We start from the raw sequence: 22,630 nt of genomic DNA, 5'->3' as shown, positions 1-22,630 counted from the left end.
GGAAAGCGTGGCTATGTCCAGGAGGTTATTGCGGGTCGTCCGGGGATTTGAGTGGTGATTTTTTCGGCACAAACTGACGGAACAGTTCACGACTCTTGAGCGGTTTGCCGCCGAGGTAGGGCTTTAGCGCCATGCGAGTAAAGCGCTTAGCCGCTCGCAAAGAGGCGACGTCCGGGAATTCACGGGTTGCCAGCGCTTTCAGCTCATGTCCGGTGAAGCTGTTGTTATCGATAACCAGGCTCGCGATAAATCCTTTTTCTTCGCGATAGCGGTAGGTCATGGCGTCAGCAACTTCCTCACCGCTCCCTGCGCAATGCAGAAAATCTACGCCGTAACCAAGATGCCCCAGCAGCGCCAGCTCAAAACGACGCAGCACAGGCTCAGGGGAACCGTTAGTGCCGGCCAGGGCCTGCACGCAGTGTAAGTAATCGAAGAAAAGCTCTGAGAATCGCGTTTCCTGCTCCAGCACGCGGGAGACAAGCTCGTTAACGTAAAGGCCGCTGTAGAGAGAGATACCGCTAAGAGGAAGAGCAAGGGAGACGGCTTCGGCGCTTCGCAGCGTTTTGACTTCGCCACGTCCGCCCCAGCGAACCAACAGGGGGGTGAAAGGCTGTAAGGCCCCTTTCAGGTTAGAGCGGCGAGAACGTGCGCCTTTGGCGATGACACGAACTCGTCCGGACTCTTCAGAAAACAGGTCAAGGAGAAGGCTGGTTTCGCTCCAGGGGCGACTATGCAGGACAAAAGCCCTCTGCCAGCCTTCCATTGGTTAGTCGTCTGTATAACCGAGGCTGCGCAGCGCGCGCTCGTCATCTGCCCAGCCGGATTTAACCTTCACCCACAGCTCCAGATGGATTTTCGCTTCGAACATGTCTTCCATGTCCTTACGCGCTTCGATACCAATGGTTTTGATCTTGGCACCTTTGTTGCCGATGACCATCTTCTTCTGGCCTTCACGCTCAACCAGAATCAGACCGTTGATGTCGTAACCGCCGCGGGCATTCGTCACGAACTGTTCGATTTCCACGGTGACAGAGTACGGCAGTTCCGCGCCCAGGAAACGCATCAGCTTTTCACGGATGATTTCAGAGGCCATGAAACGCTGGGAGCGGTCGGTAATGTAATCTTCCGGGAAGTGATGAATCGCTTCCGGCAGACGCTTGCGCACGATGCTGGCGATGGTATCGACGTTCATTCCAGTTTCAGCGGAAATAGGTACGATATCCAGGAAGTTCATCTGGCTGCCCAGGAACTGCAGGTGCGGCAGCAATATGCCCTTATCCTGCACGTTATCCACTTTGTTTACCGCGAGGATAACCGGCGCTCGCGCATCGCGCAGCTTGTTAAGCACCATCTCGTCGTCGGCGGTCCACTTGGTGCCTTCGACAACGAAGATAACCAGCTCAACGTCGCCGATGGAGCTGCTGGCAGCTTTGTTCATCAGGCGGTTGATGGCGCGTTTTTCTTCCATGTGCAGCCCCGGGGTATCGACGTAAATCGCCTGATAAGCCCCTTCGGTATGGATGCCCATGATGCGGTGACGCGTGGTCTGCGCCTTACGCGAGGTAATAGAAACTTTTTGACCAAGCAGCTGGTTCAGCAGCGTGGATTTGCCGACGTTCGGGCGACCCACGATGGCCACGAACCCGCAAAATGTTTGTTCTTCGTTCATTCCAGCTCCAGCTTTTTAAGCGCCTGCTCAGCTGCAGCCTGTTCCGCTTTACGGCGGCTTGACCCGGTCCCGACGACCGGCTCAGGCAGGCCACTCACCTGACAGTGAATGGTAAATTCCTGATCGTGCGCTTCACCACGGACCTGCACCACCAGATAAGACGGTAGCGGCAGATGGCGACCCTGCAGATACTCCTGCAGACGCGTTTTCGGATCTTTTTGCTTGTCGCCCGGGCTGATTTCATCCAGACGGGATTGATACCATGCGAGGATCAAACGCTCTACGTTCTGAATATCACTGTCCAGGAAAACGCCGCCGATTAAAGCTTCAACGGTATCAGCAAGAATGGATTCCCGGCGGAAACCACCACTTTTCAGCTCGCCCGGCCCCAGACGCAGGCATTCGCCCAGGTCAAATTCACGGGCAATTTCTGCCAGCGTGTTTCCACGAACCAGCGTGGCGCGCATACGACTCATATCACCTTCGTCTACGCGAGGAAAACGGTGATAAAGCGCATTAGCGATAACATAGCTCAGAATGGAGTCACCCAGAAATTCCAGACGCTCGTTGTGCTTGCTGCTGGCGCTGCGGTGGGTTAAAGCCTGCTGCAACAGATCCTGATGTACAAAAGTGTAGCCCAGCTTTCGCTGCAGCCTGGTGATTACGATGGGATTCATGCGATACCAATTAATGAATGCGTCAATTATTCAGCACACGGAACAGACCTGAAAAAGGGAAACCAACGCTGTTTCGTGTGCCGTGGCTCCTCAGTGAGGAGCCAACCTTATTACGGGGGGATATTCTATAGATAACGACATAGAATGTCGTTATCTGAATAGATTTAATTGATCAATGAATTCCGCCAATGCGACTGAGACGAACGCCGGTTGGCCACTCACCTTCCTGTTTCTCAAAGCTCATCCAGATGGCCGTTGCTTTGCCCACCAGGTTTTGCTCCGGAACAAAGCCCCAGTAGCGGCTGTCGGCGCTGTTGTCGCGGTTGTCACCCATCATAAAGTAGTGACCCGGCGGGACAATCCAGGTTGCCAGCTGCTGGCCCTGCTGCTGGTAATACATCCCCAGCTGATCCTGCGCGACCGGCACGGTCAGAATGCGGTGTGTCACATCGCCCAGCGTCTCTTTACGTTCCGCCAGACGAATACCGCCTTCTTTGGTCTGATTTTGCGGCAGCTGGAAGAAGCCCGAACTTGCTTCACCGCCGTTACGGCGCGCGAAGGTCTGCACAAAATCACTCGGCTCAACGTTGCTGTAGGTAATCGGCAGCGCATTTTCACAGGCCTGGCCGGAGCTACAGTTTGGCTGCACGGTAACCTGTTTCGCGACAGGATCGTAGCTCACACGGTCACCCGGTAAGCCAACGGCGCGCTTAATATAATCAAGACGCGGATCTTCCGGATATTTAAATACCACAATATCACCGCGTTTCGGATGGCCGGTTTCAATTAGCGTTTTCTGGTAAATAGGATCTTTAATGCCGTAGGCAAATTTCTCGACCAGAATAAAATCGCCAATTAACAGCGTTGGCATCATCGAACCTGAGGGGATCTGGAACGGCTCGTAAACGAACGAGCGCACAATCAGGACGATTGCCAGGACCGGGAATACGGACGCTCCCGTTTCCAGCCAGCCAGGTTTAGGACCCACTTTTTTGAGGGTTTTCGCGTCGATGCTGTCACCGGCAGCAGCCTGCGCTGCCGCCTGCTTTTCGCGACGCTTTGGCGCGAAGATAAACTTATCCATGCACCATAAAATGCCTGTCACCAGCGTGGCTATCACGAGGATCAAAGCGAACATATTCGCCATGCCAACTCCTTAGATTATTTGCCGTCTTTGCCAACGTGCAGAATGGCGAGGAACGCTTCCTGCGGCAGCTCAACGTTACCAACCTGCTTCATACGTTTCTTACCGTCTTTCTGCTTCTGCAGCAGCTTTTTCTTACGGCTTACGTCACCGCCGTAACATTTCGCCAGTACGTTTTTACGCAGCTGCTTAACGGTTGAACGGGCGATGATGTGCGCGCCGATAGCCGCCTGAATAGCGATATCAAACTGCTGACGCGGGATAAGTTCCTGCATTTTTTCGACCAGCTGACGTCCACGGAACTGGGAGTTACCGCGGTGGGTGATCAGCGCCAGCGCATCCACGCGATCGCCGTTGATCAGTACGTCCACGCGCACCATGTCTGATGCCTGGAAGCGCTTGAAGTTGTAATCCAGTGAAGCATAGCCACGGGAGGTAGACTTCAGACGGTCGAAGAAGTCGAGAACGACTTCCGCCATTGGGATTTCATAGGTCAGCGCAACCTGGTTACCGTGGTAAACCATGTTGGTCTGCACGCCACGCTTCTCGATACACAGAGTGATGACGCTGCCCAGGTACTCCTGCGGCATCAGCATGTGACACTCGGCGATCGGCTCGCGCAGCTCAGCAATATTGTTCAGCGCCGGCAGCTTGGACGGGCTATCAACATAGATCGTTTCGCCACCGGTAGTTTCCACTTCATAAACTACGGTAGGTGCCGTGGTGATCAGGTCCAGATCGTATTCGCGTTCCAGACGCTCCTGAATGATTTCCATATGCAGCAGGCCGAGGAAGCCGCAGCGGAAGCCGAAGCCCAGCGCCGTTGAGCTTTCTGGCTCATAGAACAGGGAAGCATCGTTGAGGCTGAGTTTGCCCAGTGCATCACGGAAGTTTTCGTAATCATCGGAGCTAACCGGGAACAGACCGGCGTAAACCTGTGGCTTCACTTTCTTAAAGCCTGGTAGCGCCTTTTCTGCCGGGTTACGAGCAAGCGTCAGGGTATCACCAACTGGCGCACCCAGAATGTCTTTAATGGCACAAACCAGCCAGCCTACTTCGCCGCAGCCGAGCATATCGCGGTCTACGCGTTTTGGCGTGAAGATACCGATACGGTCGGCGTTATACACCTGGCCGGTGCTCATCACCTTGATTTTGTCGCCTTTTCTCATGGTACCGTTCTTGATACGAACCAGAGAGACAACGCCAAGGTAGTTATCGAACCAGGAGTCGATGATCAGCGCCTGCAGCGGTGCTTCCGGATCGCCTTCCGGCCCAGGGATATCACGCACCAGACGTTCAAGAACGTCGGTTACGCCAAAGCCAGTTTTTGCGGAGCAGCGCACCGCATCCGCGGCGTCGATACCGACGATATCTTCAATTTCCTGCGCTGCACGTTCAGGATCGGCAGCCGGCAGGTCAATTTTGTTAAGAACCGGAACAACTTCCAGATCCATTTCCATTGCGGTGTAGCAGTTCGCCAGCGTCTGAGCTTCTACGCCCTGCCCGGCATCGACCACCAGCAATGCACCTTCACAGGCGGCCAGGGAGCGCGAAACTTCATAAGAGAAGTCGACGTGGCCCGGGGTGTCGATGAAATTCAGGTGATAAGTTTCGCCATCGCTTGCTTTGTAATCGAGCGTCACGCTCTGCGCTTTGATGGTAATACCGCGTTCACGCTCCAGATCCATGGAGTCCAGAACCTGAGCTGCCATTTCGCGGTCGGACAGGCCGCCGCAGATCTGGATGATACGGTCAGACAGCGTCGATTTACCGTGGTCGATGTGGGCAATAATAGAAAAGTTACGTATATTCTTCATATTTAGAGGTTTTTATGCCTTACAAATGGCCTGAGAGCTCGGCGCTTCGCGCTGTACGGAGCAGGATGTCATGGCGGAATTCTGCCTGAAACGACGCATTCTACACTACAACCAGAAAGCGAGGAAACAGCTCATCCTGCAAGCTTCGCTGAGGAAAAAAATGAGGCCGGACGGAAGAGTGAAGCGAGAGAGCGGCCGGAGGAAAATTACCGGCCATCTGCGGAGGTGATTGTCTCGACGCGCAGTGCGTCTGGCGGTAGCGCAACGCTAAGAATAACGGGCTGCCAGTCGGCACGGTGGCTCAGTTTTGCTGAAAAGCCCCGCGCTATTAAAAAGCCACCAACGCCACCCAGCATTGCCCCGCAAAAAGCCGCGAGATCGGAGCCGAACAGCCCCTGGAAAAGGGCTGCGACGATAAACAGCCCCACCAGCGGAGACATATAAACCAGCAGCGCCGAGCCGATCAGGCTGCCTTCGGCAATGCCCAGCTCAACTTTTTGCCCTTCCACCAGCGGCTGCTCGCTTGCCACGGAGAGCATGTGATGATTCTGCGGCCCCAGCTTGTTCAGCAAACGACTGCCACAGCCTGCTCGGGAAGCGCAGCTGCTGCAGGAAGCTTTGACGTCGCAGCGCAGAATGGCTTCGCCGTTCTGCCAGGAGACTACCGTTGCCCACTCTTTAATCATGGGGCATTCCTGAATTTGATGCTGTCCGCAACGCGCTTGGCCGTTTGTGGCGGCAGCTCACCGACGACGGTGATTTCTGTTTTATCCCGCACTTCTGAACGAACCGTGCGGCGGCCGGTGCGCAACAGCTGGTCGCTGCTGGCGGTGCCTGCCTGGCTGATATTCACCGAGAAGCTAAACAGCCCGTCGGAGTACAGCCGGGACTCAATGGGCACATCCACAGTAGGCAGCGGACGGCGGCTACTTGACACTTCGCTAAACCCTTGCGGCAGCCAGGTCGGCGCCCAGGAGAAATTGGCTTTATCGCTGTTCGGAACCGACAGCAGCGGCGGCAGGCTTGCTTTCGCAAGATTCTGCATCATGCCGCTGACCTGGGCGTTGACCGAGAACGAGATGACGCGGAACTGTTCCAGCGTTTCGCCATCGCGGTCAAGCAGATCGACACGCATTGGCAGCTTGGTTTCGGTGTCCATCCAGACGATATAGCTGTAACGCGTACCGTCACGGGCTACCACGCGGATGACCTCGCAGAGCCTGTCAGCAATGCGCGTACGCCCTACCGATATAAAATCGTAATAAGGTGTTAAGCGTTTGAAATCGGTATAAACGATGGACGGCAGGGAATCAACGATGTAATCACCGGTTAGCGTGAAAGGTTCCAGGCCCGGTTCAAAATAGCTGATCTCGCTTCCCCGCTGGACAACTTCCCGACGAGGGCCATCCATCTGAAGTAATTGCGCAAGCGGTCGGTTATCAAGCCTTGCATGGCGATAGCGTAAAGACTCTATCCCCTGCTTGTTAATGCTGATAAACGCCAGCTCGTAATCGAGTGACTGACTGGCCTGGTTCATCTGCTGCAACAGCGCCCCGGACGAAACGGTGTCCGCCGAGGCGCTGGAGGTGAACAACAGGCTGCCCGTCATCAGAGACAGAGCACACCAAAGTTGCTTCATTACTGCGATTGAGTTCCTAAAGTTTGGTTTCCTGGCACCTGTACCGCAGCCTGCTGGGTTTGCGCCTGTTCAAACTGGAGCTGTTCAGAATGGAGACGACGCTGCAATTCATAATCCTGCAGCATAGCGTTGATACGACGACGCTGTTCCTGAACCTGCTGCTGGCCGGTACTGGCGGTGCTGTCAGACGGCACACCTAAACTAACCGGGCTGGCTCTGCCCATCATCGGCAAAGTATTAAAGACCGGTGTTTCTGGTTGCGCTGAACTGTCTGACTGACCGTTATAGTGCTGCACCCCAACGATAACCGCAAGCGATACGCAGGCGGCAACGCCCATTTGAGTGAGCTGACTGGCCCATGGACGCACCTTTTGCCAAAACGGCATTTTCTGCCAGTGGTGAGGCTGAGGTTGCTGCTCCGGAATAAGTGGCGTGACCTGACGCACTGGTTCATTTTCAATAGCTGCCATCACTTTGGCAGAGATATCGAAATGAAGTAGCTCACTGGTATCTCCGCGCATCGTATCGCGGATCAGGTGGTAGCTCTCCCAGCTTTGCTGCAACGACGCGTCTTTCGACAACGTACCCAGCAGCTCGCTATCCAGAGTTTCCCCATCCATTAAAGCGGAAAGCTGTTCTTTCTGCATGCCTAAATACCCTTCCAGTAACCCGCTATCGTCAACGCCTGATAAGCGGTTGAACTTTATTATCAATAGCTTCCCGCGCGCGGAAAATACGTGATCGCACTGTACCTACCGGGCAATCCATGATGGCCGCTATCTCTTCATAGCTTAGACCTTCCAACTCCCGCAACGTGATTGCCATGCGTAAATCTTCGGGGAGCGACTCAATAGTACGGAAAACTATTTGTCTCAGTTCTTCAGACAACATTAAGTTCTCAGGGTTCGAAATTTCTTTCAGTGCGCTGCCACTTTCGAAGTTTTCAGCGTCGATGGCGTCCACATCGCTGGACGGCGGACGACGCCCCTGAGCAACCAGATAGTTTTTTGCCGTGTTGACCGCAATACGGTACAACCACGTGTAAAACGCGCTATCGCCACGGAATGAATCCAGCGCACGATAAGCTTTTATAAAAGATTCCTGTACGACATCAGGGACATCCCCTGACGGTACATAACGGGAAACCAGACTCGCCACCTTGTGCTGATAACGTATTACCAGCAAATTGAAGGACTTCTGATCTCCCTTTTGGACCCGTTCGACAAGGACCTGATCCGTTAACTGCTCGCTCATCCGAGGTAATGTCTCCCCAAACCCAATTTCCACGCGTAATCGAAAAGCCACCCGAACTCTGTAATATGAGCAAGTTCAGGGTTTGAGTGCCCGATCGGAGCAAAGTTCCGTTACGCCTTTGTTTTTCTGTTCTGTTTTGCGACTGATCTCTTCTTAATTATAAGTTCGGCTGTGCAAAACGGTAATAAAAGCTTTTCTGAAAAATATCTCCTCAGTACTTTGCAGAGTATCTCACGAATAGTGATTTTTCATCAGTAAATCTGTTAGTAACGCTCCTTTCTGCACAGATTTTACATTTTGTTTCGCTGTTCATTACCCCCACTGCATTCCACGACTTGTTTAGTTGATATAACAGAACCGGAAAAAAAGCGTGTTGCAGTTCGCAACGGGTGCTATGCTGGCCTGACCTTTGTTTAGTAAATTAAACACCATGAAGACAACTCCCGAACTTGCCTGTGATGTGCTGATCGTTGGTAGCGGTGCTGCCGGTCTCTCTCTGGCTTTACGCCTGGCGGAAAGCAGCAAAGTGATTGTCCTTAGCAAAGGGCCGATCAATGAGGGATCGACTCTGTATGCCCAGGGCGGTATTGCCGCCGTGTTCGATGAAACGGACAGTATCGACTCCCATGTTGAAGATACGCTCATTGCCGGTGCGGGAATTTGTGACCGCAGCGCCGTGGAGTTTGTGGCAAGCAACGCCCGCCACTGCGTGCAGTGGCTAATCGATCAGGGTGTCCTGTTTGATACGGAAATCCAGGCGAACGGCTCTGAGAGCTATCACCTGACCCGCGAAGGGGGTCACAGCCATCGTCGCATTCTTCATGCCGCTGACGCCACGGGCAAAGAGGTCGAAACGACGCTTGTCGGTAAAGCCTTAAACCATCCTAATATCCGTGTGATCGAACGCAGCAACGCCGTGGATTTGATTGTTTCCGATAAGATTGGCCTGCCGGGCACCCGCCGCGTGGTCGGAGCATGGATCTGGAACCGTAACCGCGAAAAAGTTGAAACCTGCCGGGCGAAAGCCGTGGTGCTGGCAACCGGCGGTGCTTCTAAAGTTTATCAGTACACCACCAACCCTGATATCTCCTCGGGGGATGGTATCGCCATGGCATGGCGTGCGGGCTGCCGCGTTGCGAACCTCGAATTCAATCAGTTCCACCCAACGGCGCTTTTCCATCCTCAGGCCAGAAATTTCCTGCTTACCGAAGCACTGCGCGGCGAAGGTGCCTACCTTAAACGCCCTGACGGCACCCGGTTCATGCCTGACTTTGATGAACGCGGCGAACTTGCCCCACGCGATATCGTCGCCCGCGCAATTGACCATGAAATGAAGCGCCTCGGCGCAGACTGCATGTATCTGGACATCAGCCACAAGCCAGAAGAGTTTGTTCGTCACCACTTCCCGACCATCTATGAAAAACTGATGGGGCTGGGCATCGATCTGACAAAAGAACCCGTTCCCGTCGTTCCCGCCGCACACTATACCTGCGGCGGCGTGATGATTGATGATAACGGGCGCACCGACGTCGACGGGCTCTATGCAATAGGCGAAGTGACCTACACAGGCTTGCACGGCGCAAACCGCATGGCTTCTAACTCACTGCTTGAATGTCTGGTCTACGGCTGGTCTGCTGCTGAAGACATCCTGAAGCGCATGCCATTCGCCCGAGAAACCCAATTGCTGCCGGACTGGGATGACAGCCGTGTGGATAACCCGGACGAGCAGGTTGTCATTCAACATAACTGGCACGAGCTGCGTCTGTTTATGTGGGACTATGTAGGAATTGTCAGGACGACGCGTCGACTTGAGCGCGCTCTACGCCGCATTACGATGCTTCAGCAGGAGATTGATGAGTATTACGCTAATTTTCGCGTATCGAATAATCTACTCGAACTGCGCAACCTTGTGCAGGTTGCTGAGTTGATTGTGCGCTGCGCGATGATGCGCAAGGAGAGCCGCGGGTTGCACTACACCCTCGACTACCCAGAACTGGCTGAACATTCGGGACCGAGTATTCTCTCCCCGCTTTACATAAACAAATAGAAATCCTGGGTCAGGCCACAGTAATCTTCCGACCAGTTCTGGTCTGGCCCACGGATAACCAGGCGCTCGGTAAAATACTCTCCGTCCGTCGGTGATAGCGCCAGCATGACACGATGCGGCAGGCGTGTTTCATTGTCGGCAACATCCGCACGGTAACGGACAAACCACCCCTGAGATTTCGCCAGTTCGCTAAACGCTGTTCCAGCCGTCTCCGGCATGATCACACAGAAAAAGCCGTCTTCCGTAATTAACTGCGCGGCGCTGCTCAGCAACGCGCTATGATCTAACGTAGTGGTATAGCGTGCCTGAGCGCGTTCGGGAGAGGCACAGGTGCTACCTTGCTCAAAGAACGGCGGATTACTGACAATCAGAGAGTATCGCTGGGTCGCCTGCTGCGCCCACTCGCGTATATCTGCACAGTGCACATTAATGCGGGAAGCCCACGGACAGGCGCTGGCATTTTCGGCTGCCTGCTCGGCGGCAACAGGATCAAGTTCCACGGCGTCAACAGGCACATCATCAGCGGTACGCTGTGCAAGCATCAGTGCCAGCAGGCCGCTGCCCGTACCGATATCCAGCACGCTCTTAACATTAGCGACCGGCGCCCAGGCGCCAAGTAAGGTGCCGTCTGTGCCGACTTTCATGGCACAACGATCGTGCGCGATAAAAAACTGTTTGAATGTGAATCCATCACGACGCAAATTCGCTTTCAGCCTGGACATCTTTTTAACCCTGTAAAGAAACCGCAGTAGCATAAGGCAAAGCAGGAGCCAGGAAAAGCATCACATTGACACACTAACAGATGAAGATCGCAGCCATAACGTCTATAATCGGCGCCCCACATAGAGGTAGACCATGACTGTAAGCACTTTTTCCGAACTCGAACTAGACGAAAGCCTTTTGAATGCACTGCAAGAAAAGGGTTTTACTCGACCGACAGCTATTCAGGCTGCCGCCATTCCTCCTGCGCTTGAGGGGCGTGACGTTCTGGGTTCCGCGCCAACAGGTACCGGCAAAACAGCCGCCTATCTGCTGCCAGTGCTACAGCATCTGCTCGACTTCCCACGCAAGAAATCCGGCCCACCGCGCATTTTGATCGTTACGCCAACCCGCGAGCTGGCAATGCAGGTGGCAGAACACGCCCGTGAACTGTCGAAACATACCCATCTGGATATCGCCACCATCACTGGCGGCGTGGCCTATATGAACCACGCTGAAGTGTTCAGCGAAAACCAGGATATCGTCGTCGCCACGACCGGACGTCTGCTGCAGTACATCAAAGAAGAGAACTTTGATTGTCGTGCCGTTGAGACGCTGATCCTGGATGAAGCCGACCGTATGCTGGATTTAGGCTTCGCACAGGATATCGAAACCATCGCTGCGGAAACCCGCTGGCGCAAACAGACCATGCTCTTCTCTGCCACGCTGGAAGGTGACGCGATTAAAGATTTCGCCGAGCGTCTGCTGGAAGATCCTGTAGAAGTATCAGCAACATCCTCCACCCGCGAGCGTAAGAAAATTCACCAGTGGTATTACCGTGCTGATGATGTTGAGCATAAAACTGCGCTACTGGTAAATCTGCTTCAGCAACCAGAAACCACCCGCTCTATCGTCTTTGTCCGTAAGCGTGAGCGAGTGCATGAGCTGGTGACATGGCTGCGTGAAGCCGGCATCAATACCTGCTATCTCGAAGGTGAGATGGTGCAGATGAAACGTACCGAAGCGATCAAACGTCTGACCGACGGGCGCGTTAACGTGCTGATCGCAACCGACGTTGCCGCACGCGGTATCGATATCCCGGAAGTGAGCCATGTCTTCAACTTCGACTTGCCGCGCACTGCCGATACATATCTGCACCGTATTGGCCGTACCGGTCGTGCTGGTCTGAAGGGCACAGCGATTTCTCTGGTAGAAGCACACGATCATCTGCTACTGGGTAAAATTACCCGCTACATGAAAGAGCCGTTGAAATCACGTGTGATTGATGAGCTACGTCCGAAAACGCGCGCGCCGAGCGAGAAGCTAACCGGTAAGCCGTCGAAGAAAGTGCTCGCAAAACGCGAAGAGAAGAAGAAAGACGAGAAAGAAAAACCGCGTGTGAAGGTACGCCATCGCGACAAGAAGAACGTTGGCAAGCGTCGCAAGCCAAGTGCGGCGAAAACTGACTCAGCTGAATAATTCATCAGCGTGACAACAAACCGTCTCTCCGGAGGCGGTTTTTTTATAACTTTAAACTCCTTTTTGCCGCTTTCGTCTCAGAATTGTATTGAGGCAATAAAAAAACCGACTCATTGCTGAGTCGGCTTTTGCAGCTAATTAGCTATTACAGACTTTCGGTGAAAGTACGAGCAATAACGTCGCGCTGCTGTTCTGGAGTCAGTGAGTTGAAACGCACCGCATAGCCAGAAACACGAATAGTCAGCTGTGGATACTTTTCTGGGTGCTCAACGGCGTCCATCAGCGTTTCGCGACGCAGAACATTCACGTTCAGGTGCTGACCACCTTCCACACGAACTTCTGGTTTCACTTCCATTGGTACTTCGCGGTATTCAAACTGACCCAGTTTGTTTACTGCTACTACTTCATCTTCTGCAAAACCAGCTTTTGCACAAACACAACGCGCTTCGCCTTTTTCGCTGTCGAGCAGCCAGAAAGAGTTCAGAAGTTCGTCGTTTGCAGCTTTTGTAATCTGGATACCAGTAATCATTTTATGTCTCCCTATGGGTAATTTTTTTGGGCCACATTCTGGCTCATTGGTAAAACCATTGTTGCGTTGATGATCTATATACCAGCCTCACCACCGGCAAACCTTGATTTAAATCAATTAAATCCATGCGGCAATTGTGGGTATGATAGCATTTATTTGTTTTACATCAACTTAGCCTGGGCACTTAAAATTAAAAATTTTGTAAATTTTCAACTTTTTTTAAGAGACCCGCGTTTCTGTGAGCAATGAATTTTGCTATGTAGAAAGAAGAAGTTAAGCTATCGCCATGACAATTCGCAGGAGAGCGAGATGACCGCCCCACTCACATGGCACGACGTGCTGGCCGAAGAAAAACAGCAACCCTATTTCATCAATACGCTCAGCACCGTTGCGGCTGAACGTGCCGCAGGCGTCACCGTCTACCCACCGCAGAAAGATGTCTTTAATGCCTTTCGTTTTACCGAGCTGGGAGAGGTAAAAGTGGTGATCCTCGGTCAGGATCCCTATCACGGCCCTAACCAGGCACACGGGCTGTCATTCTCCGTGCTACCGGGCGTGGCCGTTCCCCCTTCTCTGGGGAATATGTACAAAGAGTTGCAGAGCAACTTTCCGGATTTTGTGCGCCCAACCCATGGCTATCTGGAAAGCTGGGCTCGTCAGGGCGTGCTGCTGCTCAATACGGTTTTAACCGTAGAGGCAGGGAAAGCGCATTCGCACGCTAAGCTTGGCTGGGAGACATTCACCGATAAGGTGATTGCGCTGATTAACCAGCACTGTGAGGGCGTGGTCTTTTTACTCTGGGGCTCGCACGCGCAGAAAAAGGGCAGCATTATCGATCGCAATCGCCACCACGTGCTACAGGCTCCTCACCCCTCCCCGCTTTCCGCTCACCGGGGTTTTCTGGGCTGCGGGCACTTCGCAAAAACCAATGAGTATTTGATTAGCCGGGGGCTGCCGCCAATAGACTGGACGCCGAAGCTACCTGAATAGCAGCTACAAAAAAGCCAGCTTGCGCTGGCTTTCTAATTTCTGAAGCTTAAGCGTTCTTACGCTTTGTTCTGACGCCACCACTCGGCCAGCAGTACGCCGGTCGCTACGGACACGTTCAGACTTTCAACGTTGCCCGTACCGTCGATGGCAATGCTCATATCAGCATTATCGAAAGTCGCTTCCGTTACGCCTTCACGTTCCTGACCCAACACCAGCACCATTTTCTTCGGCAGCTCAGCTTTGAACAGCGGAGTGCCTTTGTGGCTGGAGGTGGTTACGATGGCGTAACCGGCTTTGCGGAACTGCTCGAGGCCGTCGGTAAATGTATCACCGCTGATTGCCTGAACATGCTCTGCGCCACCTTCTGCGGTACGTACAGCCGCGCCGGATTCCAGCAGCGAAGCGTCCTGAACTAACAGGCCTTTCACGCCGAAGTGCGCACAGCTACGCATGATGCCGCCGAGATTATGCGGGTTGCCGACGTCTTCCAGAGCCAGGACACAATCGTCCTCCCCTGCTTTAGACAGCCAGCTCTGCACGCTGATCCCGCTGCGCTTTTTGATCAGGAAGCAAACACCACCGTGGTGCTCCGTACCTGATGCCTTGGTCAGCTCCGCGTCGTCCACCACATGATAAGCTTTACGGTTTGCTGCCATCCAGCGCAGGGCTTCCTTAAAGCGAGGCGTTACGCCCTGGATAAACCAGGCGCGTACGATGCAGTCCGGACGGCTCTGGAACAGGGCCTGGCAGGCATTTTCACCGTAAACACGGGTTTCTTCCGCACGCTGACGGCGGATAACTTCCGGATCGACAAAGCTCTTGCCGCTGATACCACCGTGATCGGGCGTAGTGGACTCTTCCACCGCACGAGGTGCACGGGAAACGGTGCGCCATGGTGAATCACCACGGTCATCACGATCGTCACTACGACTCCGCTCGCGCCCGGCGCCAGGTTTATCATCGCGACGTGGACGGCGACCGCCCTCTGCGCGTGACGGAGCTGTCGCACGCCCACCACCTTTACCAGTACGCGGGTTTTGGCTGCGTTTTTCGCTGTCATCGTCACCGCGGACATACATCACTTTGACTTTGCCGCTTTTACCTTTTAATTCGTCGTTCATTCTTCTCTCCACCTGGCTGAGCGCGTGGCGCGCAGATTACCCGATGTGTCCCCGCTTAGCCATTAACTTTGGTCAAAAGCTAACAACTATTATATCCATCGAATAAATCGCTTTGTTGACAGCAGAATAATCACCGATACTCTTTAACATCTCAGAAACAATTTCGGTTATTCCCGCCGAGAGTTTGACCAAATATCTTTAGAGGTTAGCTATGAATACCGTTTGTGCTGCCTGTCAGGCAACAAATCGCCTGCCTGACGACCGTATTGACGATGGTGCTAAATGCGGTCGCTGCGGTCACGCGCTGTTTGACGGTGAAGTGATCAACGCCACCAGCGAGACGCTGGATAAATTGTTACAGGACGATCTGCCTGTCGTCGTCGACTTCTGGGCGCCGTGGTGCGGCCCGTGCGTTAACTTTGCACCAATTTTCGAAGACGTGGCCGAAGAGCGCAGCGGGAAAATGCGCTTTATTAAGGTTAACACCGAAGCCGAACAAGCGCTGAGCGCCCGCTTCCGCATCCGCAGCATTCCAACCATCATGATTTTCAAAAAAGGGGAAATGGTGGACATGCTCAACGGTGCAATGCCCAAGGCACCGTTCGACAGCTGGCTTAACGAAAATCTCTGACTTCTCCTCTGGGGCACTAATCCAGTGCCCCTCTGTACTATCTACGTTAGAATAGCGTTTTTGCTACCGTATCCCTGATGACCGAAAACGCAGTCCTTCGTCTTCGCGCTGAACGCCTGGCGCGCGCAACTCGTCCTTTTCTTGCCCGTGGTAACCGCGTCCGCCGCTGCCAGCGCTGCTTGCTGCCGCTTAAAAACTGCCTGTGTGAATCAATAAGGCCTCAGCCTGCCCGCAGCCGCTTCTGCCTGGTGATGTTTGATACCGAACCAATGAAACCGAGCAACACGGGGCGTTTGATTGCCGATATTCTGCCGGACACCGCCGCGTTTCAGTGGTCACGAACCGAACCACCTCAGGCAATGCTCGATCTTGTTGCCAGTGCTGATTATCAACCTATGGTTGTCTTTCCGGCCTCCTACGCTGATGCAGGAAGAACCGTGCTAACCGCACCGCCGCTGACCGGTAAACCACCGCTGTTTATCATGCTGGACGGCACATGGACGGAAGCACGCAAAATGTTCCGTAAAAGCCCCTGGCTTGATGCGCTACCCGTTATCTCTGTTGATCTCAGTATTTCTTCCGCCTATCGCTTACGGGTCGCCCATGCGGACGGCCAGTATTGCACCGCGGAAGTCGCGGCAGCGCTTCTGGATCAAGCCGGTGATACTCATGCATCAGGCGGATTAACCGAGCATTTCATACTCTTCCGTGAACGCTATCTGGCAGGTAAACCCCATCATCAGGGCAGCGTCACAGCAGCGGAGCCAGAAAGCGTTTAAACTCACGCAGATACTTCTCAAGGGAGAGAGCAATGAGTCAACGTGGGCTGGAGGCGCTGCTGCGTCCCAAATCAATCGCCGTCATCGGTGCATCAGCAAAAACTGAGCGCGCTGGCTTTTTGATGATGCGTAATCTGCTGGCCGGTGGATTTAACGGCCCGGTGATGCCCGTTACGCCGGCCCATAAAGCAGTTTGCGGTGTCCTCGCCTGGCCCGATGTCGCCAGCCTGCCGTTCCCGCCCGACCTTGCCATCCTTTGTACCAATGCAAAGCGCAATCTGGAACTGCTGGAGGCGCTCGGCGAGAAAGGCTGCAAAGCATGTATCGTGCTCTCCTCTTCAGCCGCACAACATCCAGACCTGCTGACCTGCGCTTCTCGCTGGCAAATACGCTTACTTGGCCCCAATAGCCTTGGCCTGCTCGCTCCGTGGCAGGGGCTTAACGCCAGTTTTTCCCCGGTGCCTATCCAGAAGGGCAAACTCGCTTTCATTTCGCAGTCGGCGGCGGTTTCGAATACGATCCTCGACTGGGCTCAACAGCGGGAAATGGGCTTCTCCTGGTTTATCGCCCTCGGCGATAGCCTGGATATTGATGTGGATGAGCTGCTGGACTATCTCGCTCGCGATACCAAAACCAGCGCAATTCTTCTCTATCTGGAGCATCTCAGCGATGCGCGTCGTTTTGTTTCCGCAGCCCGAAGCGCCTCCCGTAACAAACCTATTCTGGTGATTAAAAGTGGCCGTAGCGAAAGGGCCCAGGCTTTGCTGAAAACACACACGGGCCTGGATTCTGCCTGGGATGCCGCTATCCAGCGCGCGGGCCTGTTACGCGTCCAGGATACGCATGAGCTATTTTCAGCTGTCGAAACGCTAAGCCACATGCGGCCGCTGCGCGGTGAGAAATTAATGATCGTCAGCAATGGGGCCGCCCCTGCCGCTCTGGCTCTTGACGAACTATGGTTACGCAATGGCAAACTGGCAGCGCTGAGCAACGAAACGCTGACCAGGCTGAAAGCTGCGCTGCCGGTGAGCGTCGACAGCGGTAACCCGCTGGATTTAAGGGACGATGCGACACCAGAACGCTATCTGCGCGCCATCGAGGTTCTGCTCGAGAGCCATGATTTTGATGCATTGATGATTATCCATGCCCCTAGTGCCGCTGCGCCGGGAACGGCCAGCGCCTCAGCAATTATTGAATTACTTCAACGCCACCCTCGCGGTAAATACGTCACTCTAATCACCAACTGGTGTGGTGAATTCTCTTCGCAGGAAGCCCGGCGGATGTTCAGCGATGCGGGGATCCCGACCTATCGCACCCCGGAAGGTACGGTGACAGCATTCATGCATATGGTCGAGTACCGCCGAAACCAGAAGCAGCTACGGGAAACACCAGCCCTTCCCGCTAATCTCACCGCTAACGCAAGCGACGCACATCAACTGATTCAACAGGCGCTTGAGGTGGGTGTCACAGCCCTTGATACTCACGAAGTCAGTCCAATTCTTAAAGCCTATGGTCTGAATACGCTGCCGACCTGGATTGCAGGCGACAGCGCCGAAGCCGTGCATATTGCCGAACAGATTGGCTATCCCGTAGCGCTTAAACTCCGCTCCCCTGATATCCCTCATAAATCCGAAGTGCAGGGGGTAATGCTTTATTTAAGAACGGCCAGTGAAGTGCAGCAAGCCGCAGATGCCATTATTGACCGGGTGAAAATGGCGTGGCCTCAGGCACGGATTCATGGGTTGTTGGTACAAAGCATGGCGAACCGAGCCGGGGCGCAGGAACTGAGGGTCGTTGTAGAGCAGGATCCGATTTTCGGGCCATTGATCATGCTTGGGGAGGGAGGCGTTGAGTGGCGAGCCGACAGGCAGGCCGCCGTCGCCCTCCCGCCGCTGAATATGAATCTGGCTCGCTATCTGGTGATTCAGGCCATAAAGAGCGGCAAAATTCGTAGCCGCAGCGCGTTACGGCCTCTGGATATCCCCGGTATCAGCCAGATACTCGTGCAGGTGTCGAACCTGATAGTCGACTGTCCGGAGATCCACCGTCTGGATATTCATCCTCTTCTGGCTTCCGGTAACGAATTTACTTTGTTGGATGTGACTTTGCAGCTGGCGCCGTTTGAAGGGGATCCGGATGCCCGCCTGGCCGTACGCCCTTATCCTCACCAGCTGGAAGAGATAGTGATCCTTAAGAACGGTGAAAGCTGCCTGTTCCGCCCTATCCTTCCGGAGGATGAGCCGCAGCTACAGCACTTTATTGCACTGGTCACAAAAGAAGATCTTTATTACCGATATTTCAGTGAGATCAATGAATTTACCCATGATGATTTAGCCAATATGACCCAAATCGACTACGATCGAGAAATGGCATTTGTTGCGATACGCCGTCAGGATGGCAACGATGAGATCCTGGGGGTAACGCGGGCGATATCTGACCCGGACAACATCGACGCCGAATTCGCCGTGCTGGTGCGATCTGATCTAAAAGGACTTGGACTCGGTCGCCGCCTGCTGGAGAAGCTTATTGCTTATACCGGTGAGCATGGTCTTCAGCGCCTGAATGGCATCACTATGCCAAACAACCAGGGCATGGTCACACTTGCCAGAAAACTGGGGTTTGCTGTCGACATCCAGATTGAAGATGGTATCGTTAGCCTGACTTTGCCCTTGATTAAAAACAAAACATCGTGAGTAACATACTGGAAACTTGCTCACTTTGCCGGTCAGTAGTGGTATTATCAGCAAGTTCTGACGTCTGGATTTTGCAGAAGGCCATCCAATGAATAGAGAAGAAATGCACTGTGATGTTGTCTAAATTTAAACGTAATAAACATCAACAACACCTTGCTCAGTTACCCAAGCTTTCTCAGTCAGTTGATGATGTTGAGACCCTTTTCTCCCCTGCGGATTTCCGCGAAGCCTTGCTGCAAAAAATCGCCAGCGCGACCCGGCGCGTTTGTATTGTTGCTCTCTATCTCGAGCAGGACGATGCGGGTAAAAGTATTCTTTCAGCGTTGTATGAAGCAAAACAAAATCGTCCCGAAATAGAAGTCACCATATTAGTCGACTGGCACCGTGCGCAACGCGGCAGAATTGGCGTTGCGGCGACAAATACCAATGCTGACTGGTATTTGCGCATGTCCGAAGAATTTCCCGGCATTGATATCCCCGTCTATGGTGTGCCAATTAATACCCGCGAAGCATTAGGAGTTTTACATTTCAAAGGCTTCATTATTGATGATACCGTTATTTATAGCGGAGCCAGTCTGAATGATGTTTATCTTCATCAGCATGATAAATATCGCTATGATCGTTATCAGATCATCAGTAATCCAACGCTTGCCGATGTGATGTATGAGTGGGTGAATCAGAATCTAGTGCGGGGTCGCGCCGTACATCGTCTGGATGCAGAACATCGGCCAAAAAGCCCTGAAATCAAAAATGATATTCGTCTGTTTCGTCAGGAATTGCGCGATGCGACCTTCCACTTTCAGGGTAACGCGGATAACGAGCAGCTTTCTGTTACGCCGTTAGTTGGGCTTGGCAAATCCAGCCTGCTCAATAAAACCATCTTCCACCTGATGCCCTGCACAGAGAAGAAGCTGGTGATCTGCACGCCTTACTTCAACCTGCCTGCGGTGCTGGTTCGCAATATTATCCAGCTGCTGCGCGACGGTAAGCAGGTTGAAATCATTGTCGGCGACAAAACTGCCAATGATTTTTATATCCCTGAAGACCAGCCGTTTAAAATCATCGGCGCTTTACCTTATTTATACGAAATCAATCTGCGCCGCTTCCTGAGCCGCCTGCAATATTACGTGAATAGTGGCCAGCTTATTGTTCGCCTGTGGAAAGATGACGATAACAGCTATCATCTGAAAGGTATGTGGGTTGATGATGAATGGATGCTACTGACCGGTAATAACCTCAATCCGCGGGCCTGGCGTCTGGACCTGGAAAATGCCATTTTGATCCACGATCCGAAGCAGGAACTGGAAGCGCTGCGGGACCGTGAGCTGGAACTTATCCGCACCCATACGACCGTTGTTCAGCATTTCCGGGATCTGCAAAGCATTGCAGAATATCCAGTGAAAGTCCGTAAGCTCATTCGCCGTCTTCGTCGTATCCGTATCGATCGTCTGATAAGCCGAATCCTGTGATTCCTCTATAATTAAGGCCCTGCTTTGCGGGGCTTTTTTGTATATGGTGAATATCAATGCATCGTAAAATCCTCCCTGCAGTATTTCTGCTAACCGGCTGTAGCCATATGGCTCAGGACCAGTGGTCCGGTCAGGATAAAGCTCAACACTTCATGGCTTCAGCCATTCTCGCCGCAGCTGGAAATGAATATGGACAGCATCAGGGCTGGAGTCATTCCCGCAGCGCCAGTTTCGGCCTCCTGTTTTCCGTTGGGCTTGGTGCATCAAAAGAGTTATGGGACAGCCGCCCGGCTGGAAGCGGCTGGAGCTGGAAGGATTTCACATGGGATATAGCCGGCGCTACCACCGGCTATACAATCTGGCAGTTAGCAGAACATTAAAGCTTTATCCCTTTTCCCTTGCGGTGAAGCATCAGAGAGACCAGGAAGGCTATCGCCGCCATTGCTGATACGTACCAGAAGAATGCCGTCTCCATGCCACCCGACTTAAGCGATAGCGCTACATACTCAGCGGAGCCGCCGAACAGCGCATTTGCAATGGCATAGGATAACCCAACGCCTAAAGCTCGAACCTCCGGGGGAAACATCTCCGCTTTCAGAATGCCGCTGATCGAGGTATAAAAACTCACGATCAGCATAGCCAGCATAACCAGACCAAACGCAGCGTATGGCGAACTCACGTTCTGTAATGCTGTCAGAATCGGAACGGTCATAATTGTGGCAAGGCTGCCAAAACAGAGCATTGATGCCCGACGACCAATTTTATCTGAGAGCGCACCAAAAAGTGGCTGCACCAACATGAAGATAAACAAAGCAAAAGTCATCAGTACGCTCGCGACATTGGCATGCATACCCGAGGTGTTCACAAGATACTTCTGCATATATGTTGTGAAGGTATAAAAACTCAGAGATCCGGCAGCGGTGAACCCTAACACCATGATAAATGCACGACGGTTTTTCCAGAGTCCGCCCAGCGTACCGGCATCTTTGTGTTCACGCGTCGCTTTATCGGATGTCTCATCCAGTGAGCGACGAAGATACAGCGCCACAACGGCCAGCACTGCGCCAATCGCGAATGGAATTCTCCATCCCCAGCTGCGTAGCTCCCCATCGCTTAAAATTTGCTGGAGGACAACAACGACCAGCAAGGCCAGAAGCTGGCCGCCAATTAGCGTTACGTACTGGAAAGATGCGTAAAACCCTTTCCGCCCCTCAACAGCTACTTCACTCATGTAGGTGGCGCTTGTCCCATATTCACCACCAACTGACAATCCCTGGAATAAGCGAGCCAGTAGTAAAAGAGCCGGAGCCCACGTGCCGATGGTGGCGTAACCCGGCAAACAGGCAATGACCAGCGACCCAAAGCACATCATGCAGACAGAGATGAGCATGGATGTTTTGCGCCCGTGCTTATCTGCAATATAGCCAAACAGCCATCCCCCTATCGGGCGCATCAGAAAACCAGCGGCAAAAACGCCCGCGGTCTGTAGCAGCTGCGTCGTTGTATTTCCCGAGGGGAAAAAGATATGCGCAAAGTAAAGCGAACAGAATGAGTAGACGTAAAAGTCGAACCACTCGACCAGGTTACCAGATGAAGCTCCCACAATTGCCCAGATACGCCGCCGCGTATCGGAACCCGTAAGAGCAGCTTTATTTTCGTGTGTTGCTGCTTCAGTCATTATTATCTCCTGTCTTCCTGAATGGGCAAAAGAACCCAGCATTCAGTACAGCAGGTAACAGCAAAATTGGGAGAGGGAATGGTCAGTTACGCAGGATTTGCAGTGATTTTTGTGAGCAGGCTAAGCATTTTGGCAGTTTTATTCATAAATCACAGACGGCAAAAAGCCCTGTACAGAGTACAGGGCTTTCTACTTGTTTGGAGCCTGGCAGTTCCCTACTCTCGCATGGGGAGACCCCACACTACCATCGGCGCTACGGCGTTTCACTTCTGAGTTCGGCATGGGGTCAGGTGGGACCACCGCGCTAGTGCCGCC

At 53.3% G+C, this 22,630-nt stretch carries 22 protein-coding genes and 1 rRNA gene; 8 read left to right on the top strand and 15 right to left on the bottom strand.

Features of this window, described 5'->3' with window-relative positions; genetic code table 11:
• Positions 1–25: 25 nt before the first annotated feature.
• The 10 genes from recO to rseD form a co-directional block, all read right to left on the bottom strand.
• Positions 26–763, bottom strand: a complete 738-nt coding sequence (gene recO / locus HYQ67_RS11970; protein WP_202303914.1) for a DNA repair protein RecO — start codon at positions 761–763, stop codon at positions 26–28.
• A gap of 3 nt (positions 764–766) precedes the next feature.
• Positions 767–1,669: a GTPase Era gene (gene era / locus HYQ67_RS11965; RefSeq protein WP_202303913.1), complete on the bottom strand. Its 903-nt coding sequence runs from the start codon at positions 1,667–1,669 to the stop codon at positions 767–769.
• Complete coding sequence (gene rnc / locus HYQ67_RS11960; RefSeq protein WP_202303912.1) at positions 1,666–2,346, bottom strand: ribonuclease III; 681 nt, start codon at positions 2,344–2,346, stop codon at positions 1,666–1,668. The genes era and rnc overlap by 4 nt, the downstream gene beginning before the upstream one ends.
• Positions 2,347–2,518: 172 nt before the next feature.
• Positions 2,519–3,493, bottom strand: a complete 975-nt coding sequence (lepB, locus tag HYQ67_RS11955; RefSeq protein WP_202303911.1) for a signal peptidase I — start codon at positions 3,491–3,493, stop codon at positions 2,519–2,521.
• A 14-nt stretch (positions 3,494–3,507) separates the two neighbouring features.
• The gene (lepA, locus tag HYQ67_RS11950; RefSeq protein ID WP_202303910.1) at positions 3,508–5,307 is read right to left on the bottom strand and encodes a translation elongation factor 4; all 1,800 of its coding nucleotides are present in this window, start codon (positions 5,305–5,307) and stop codon (positions 3,508–3,510) included.
• A 206-nt stretch (positions 5,308–5,513) separates the two neighbouring features.
• Positions 5,514–5,993: a SoxR-reducing system protein RseC gene (gene rseC, locus HYQ67_RS11945; RefSeq protein WP_202303909.1), complete on the bottom strand. Its 480-nt coding sequence runs from the start codon at positions 5,991–5,993 to the stop codon at positions 5,514–5,516.
• Complete coding sequence (gene rseB, locus HYQ67_RS11940; protein WP_202303908.1) at positions 5,990–6,946, bottom strand: sigma-E factor regulatory protein RseB; 957 nt, start codon at positions 6,944–6,946, stop codon at positions 5,990–5,992. The genes rseC and rseB overlap by 4 nt, the downstream gene beginning before the upstream one ends.
• Positions 6,946–7,593, bottom strand: coding sequence for an anti-sigma-E factor RseA (rseA, locus tag HYQ67_RS11935; protein WP_202303907.1), 648 nt, complete (start codon positions 7,591–7,593; stop codon positions 6,946–6,948). Before rseA ends, rseB begins: the two co-directional genes overlap by 1 nt.
• A 31-nt stretch (positions 7,594–7,624) precedes the next feature.
• Complete coding sequence (gene rpoE / locus HYQ67_RS11930; protein ID WP_202303906.1) at positions 7,625–8,200, bottom strand: RNA polymerase sigma factor RpoE; 576 nt, start codon at positions 8,198–8,200, stop codon at positions 7,625–7,627.
• Positions 8,197–8,265 carry a rpoE leader peptide RseD gene (gene rseD / locus HYQ67_RS24395; RefSeq protein WP_431355439.1) on the bottom strand — a complete coding sequence of 23 codons (69 nt, stop codon included), beginning with the start codon at positions 8,263–8,265 and terminating at the stop codon, positions 8,197–8,199. The genes rpoE and rseD overlap by 4 nt, the downstream gene beginning before the upstream one ends.
• 365 nt (positions 8,266–8,630) lie before the next feature.
• Between rseD and nadB the strand changes: the two genes are divergently transcribed.
• Complete coding sequence (gene nadB / locus HYQ67_RS11920) at positions 8,631–10,247, top strand: L-aspartate oxidase (protein ID WP_202303905.1); 1,617 nt, start codon at positions 8,631–8,633, stop codon at positions 10,245–10,247.
• Here the strand turns inward: nadB and trmN are convergent.
• Positions 10,232–10,969 (bottom strand): tRNA(1)(Val) (adenine(37)-N(6))-methyltransferase TrmN, encoded by a 738-nt coding sequence (trmN, locus tag HYQ67_RS11915; protein ID WP_202303904.1) that lies wholly within the window; start codon positions 10,967–10,969, stop codon positions 10,232–10,234. The genes nadB and trmN overlap by 16 nt on opposite strands.
• A gap of 133 nt (positions 10,970–11,102) precedes the next feature.
• Here trmN and srmB point away from each other — a divergent pair, with 133 nt between their 5' ends.
• Positions 11,103–12,425 (top strand): ATP-dependent RNA helicase SrmB, encoded by a 1,323-nt coding sequence (srmB, locus tag HYQ67_RS11910; protein WP_202303903.1) that lies wholly within the window; start codon positions 11,103–11,105, stop codon positions 12,423–12,425.
• Between the two features lie 145 nt (positions 12,426–12,570).
• Here srmB and grcA read toward each other — a convergent pair whose 3' ends face one another.
• Positions 12,571–12,954, bottom strand: coding sequence for an autonomous glycyl radical cofactor GrcA (gene grcA, locus HYQ67_RS11905; RefSeq protein ID WP_202303902.1), 384 nt, complete (start codon positions 12,952–12,954; stop codon positions 12,571–12,573).
• A gap of 309 nt (positions 12,955–13,263) precedes the next feature.
• Here grcA and ung point away from each other — a divergent pair, with 309 nt between their 5' ends.
• Entirely contained in the window at positions 13,264–13,944 is a 681-nt protein-coding gene (gene ung / locus HYQ67_RS11900) for a uracil-DNA glycosylase (protein ID WP_202303901.1), read from the top strand.
• A gap of 56 nt (positions 13,945–14,000) precedes the next feature.
• On the opposite strand, the gene HYQ67_RS11895 is transcribed toward ung, so the two are convergent.
• Complete coding sequence (locus HYQ67_RS11895) at positions 14,001–15,065, bottom strand: tRNA/rRNA methyltransferase (protein ID WP_202303900.1); 1,065 nt, start codon at positions 15,063–15,065, stop codon at positions 14,001–14,003.
• A gap of 211 nt (positions 15,066–15,276) precedes the next feature.
• On the opposite strand from HYQ67_RS11895, the gene trxC reads away from it, so the two are divergent.
• The 5 genes from trxC (at position 15,277) to HYQ67_RS11870 (ending at position 21,017) form a co-directional block, all read left to right on the top strand.
• Positions 15,277–15,696: a thioredoxin TrxC gene (gene trxC / locus HYQ67_RS11890; protein WP_202303899.1), complete on the top strand. Its 420-nt coding sequence runs from the start codon at positions 15,277–15,279 to the stop codon at positions 15,694–15,696.
• Positions 15,697–15,773: 77 nt separating this feature from the next.
• On the top strand, positions 15,774–16,475 hold the full coding sequence (locus HYQ67_RS11885) for a tRNA-uridine aminocarboxypropyltransferase (RefSeq protein WP_202303898.1): 702 nt from the start codon (positions 15,774–15,776) through the stop codon (positions 16,473–16,475).
• Positions 16,476–16,507: 32 nt separating this feature from the next.
• Positions 16,508–19,168: a bifunctional acetate--CoA ligase family protein/GNAT family N-acetyltransferase gene (locus HYQ67_RS11880; protein ID WP_202303897.1), complete on the top strand. Its 2,661-nt coding sequence runs from the start codon at positions 16,508–16,510 to the stop codon at positions 19,166–19,168.
• Between the two features lie 113 nt (positions 19,169–19,281).
• Entirely contained in the window at positions 19,282–20,637 is a 1,356-nt protein-coding gene (gene pssA, locus HYQ67_RS11875) for a CDP-diacylglycerol--serine O-phosphatidyltransferase (RefSeq protein ID WP_202304057.1), read from the top strand.
• Positions 20,638–20,693: 56 nt separating this feature from the next.
• Entirely contained in the window at positions 20,694–21,017 is a 324-nt protein-coding gene (locus tag HYQ67_RS11870; protein WP_202303896.1) for a YfiM family lipoprotein, read from the top strand.
• Here the strand turns inward: HYQ67_RS11870 and HYQ67_RS11865 are convergent.
• Positions 21,014–22,315 carry an MFS transporter gene (locus HYQ67_RS11865; RefSeq protein ID WP_202303895.1) on the bottom strand — a complete coding sequence of 434 codons (1,302 nt, stop codon included), beginning with the start codon at positions 22,313–22,315 and terminating at the stop codon, positions 21,014–21,016. The two genes, HYQ67_RS11870 and HYQ67_RS11865, sit on opposite strands and share 4 nt — an antisense overlap.
• Positions 22,316–22,517: 202 nt before the next feature.
• A 5S ribosomal RNA gene (rrf, locus tag HYQ67_RS11860) occupies positions 22,518–22,630 on the bottom strand; the annotation flags it as partial.

The sequence above is a fragment of the Dryocola clanedunensis subsp. sulfonylureivorans genome (assembly GCF_016756775.1).
In the GTDB taxonomy this organism is placed as follows: domain Bacteria; phylum Pseudomonadota; class Gammaproteobacteria; order Enterobacterales; family Enterobacteriaceae; genus Dryocola; species Dryocola clanedunensis.
This window is presented reverse-complemented; position numbering and strand designations above follow the sequence as displayed.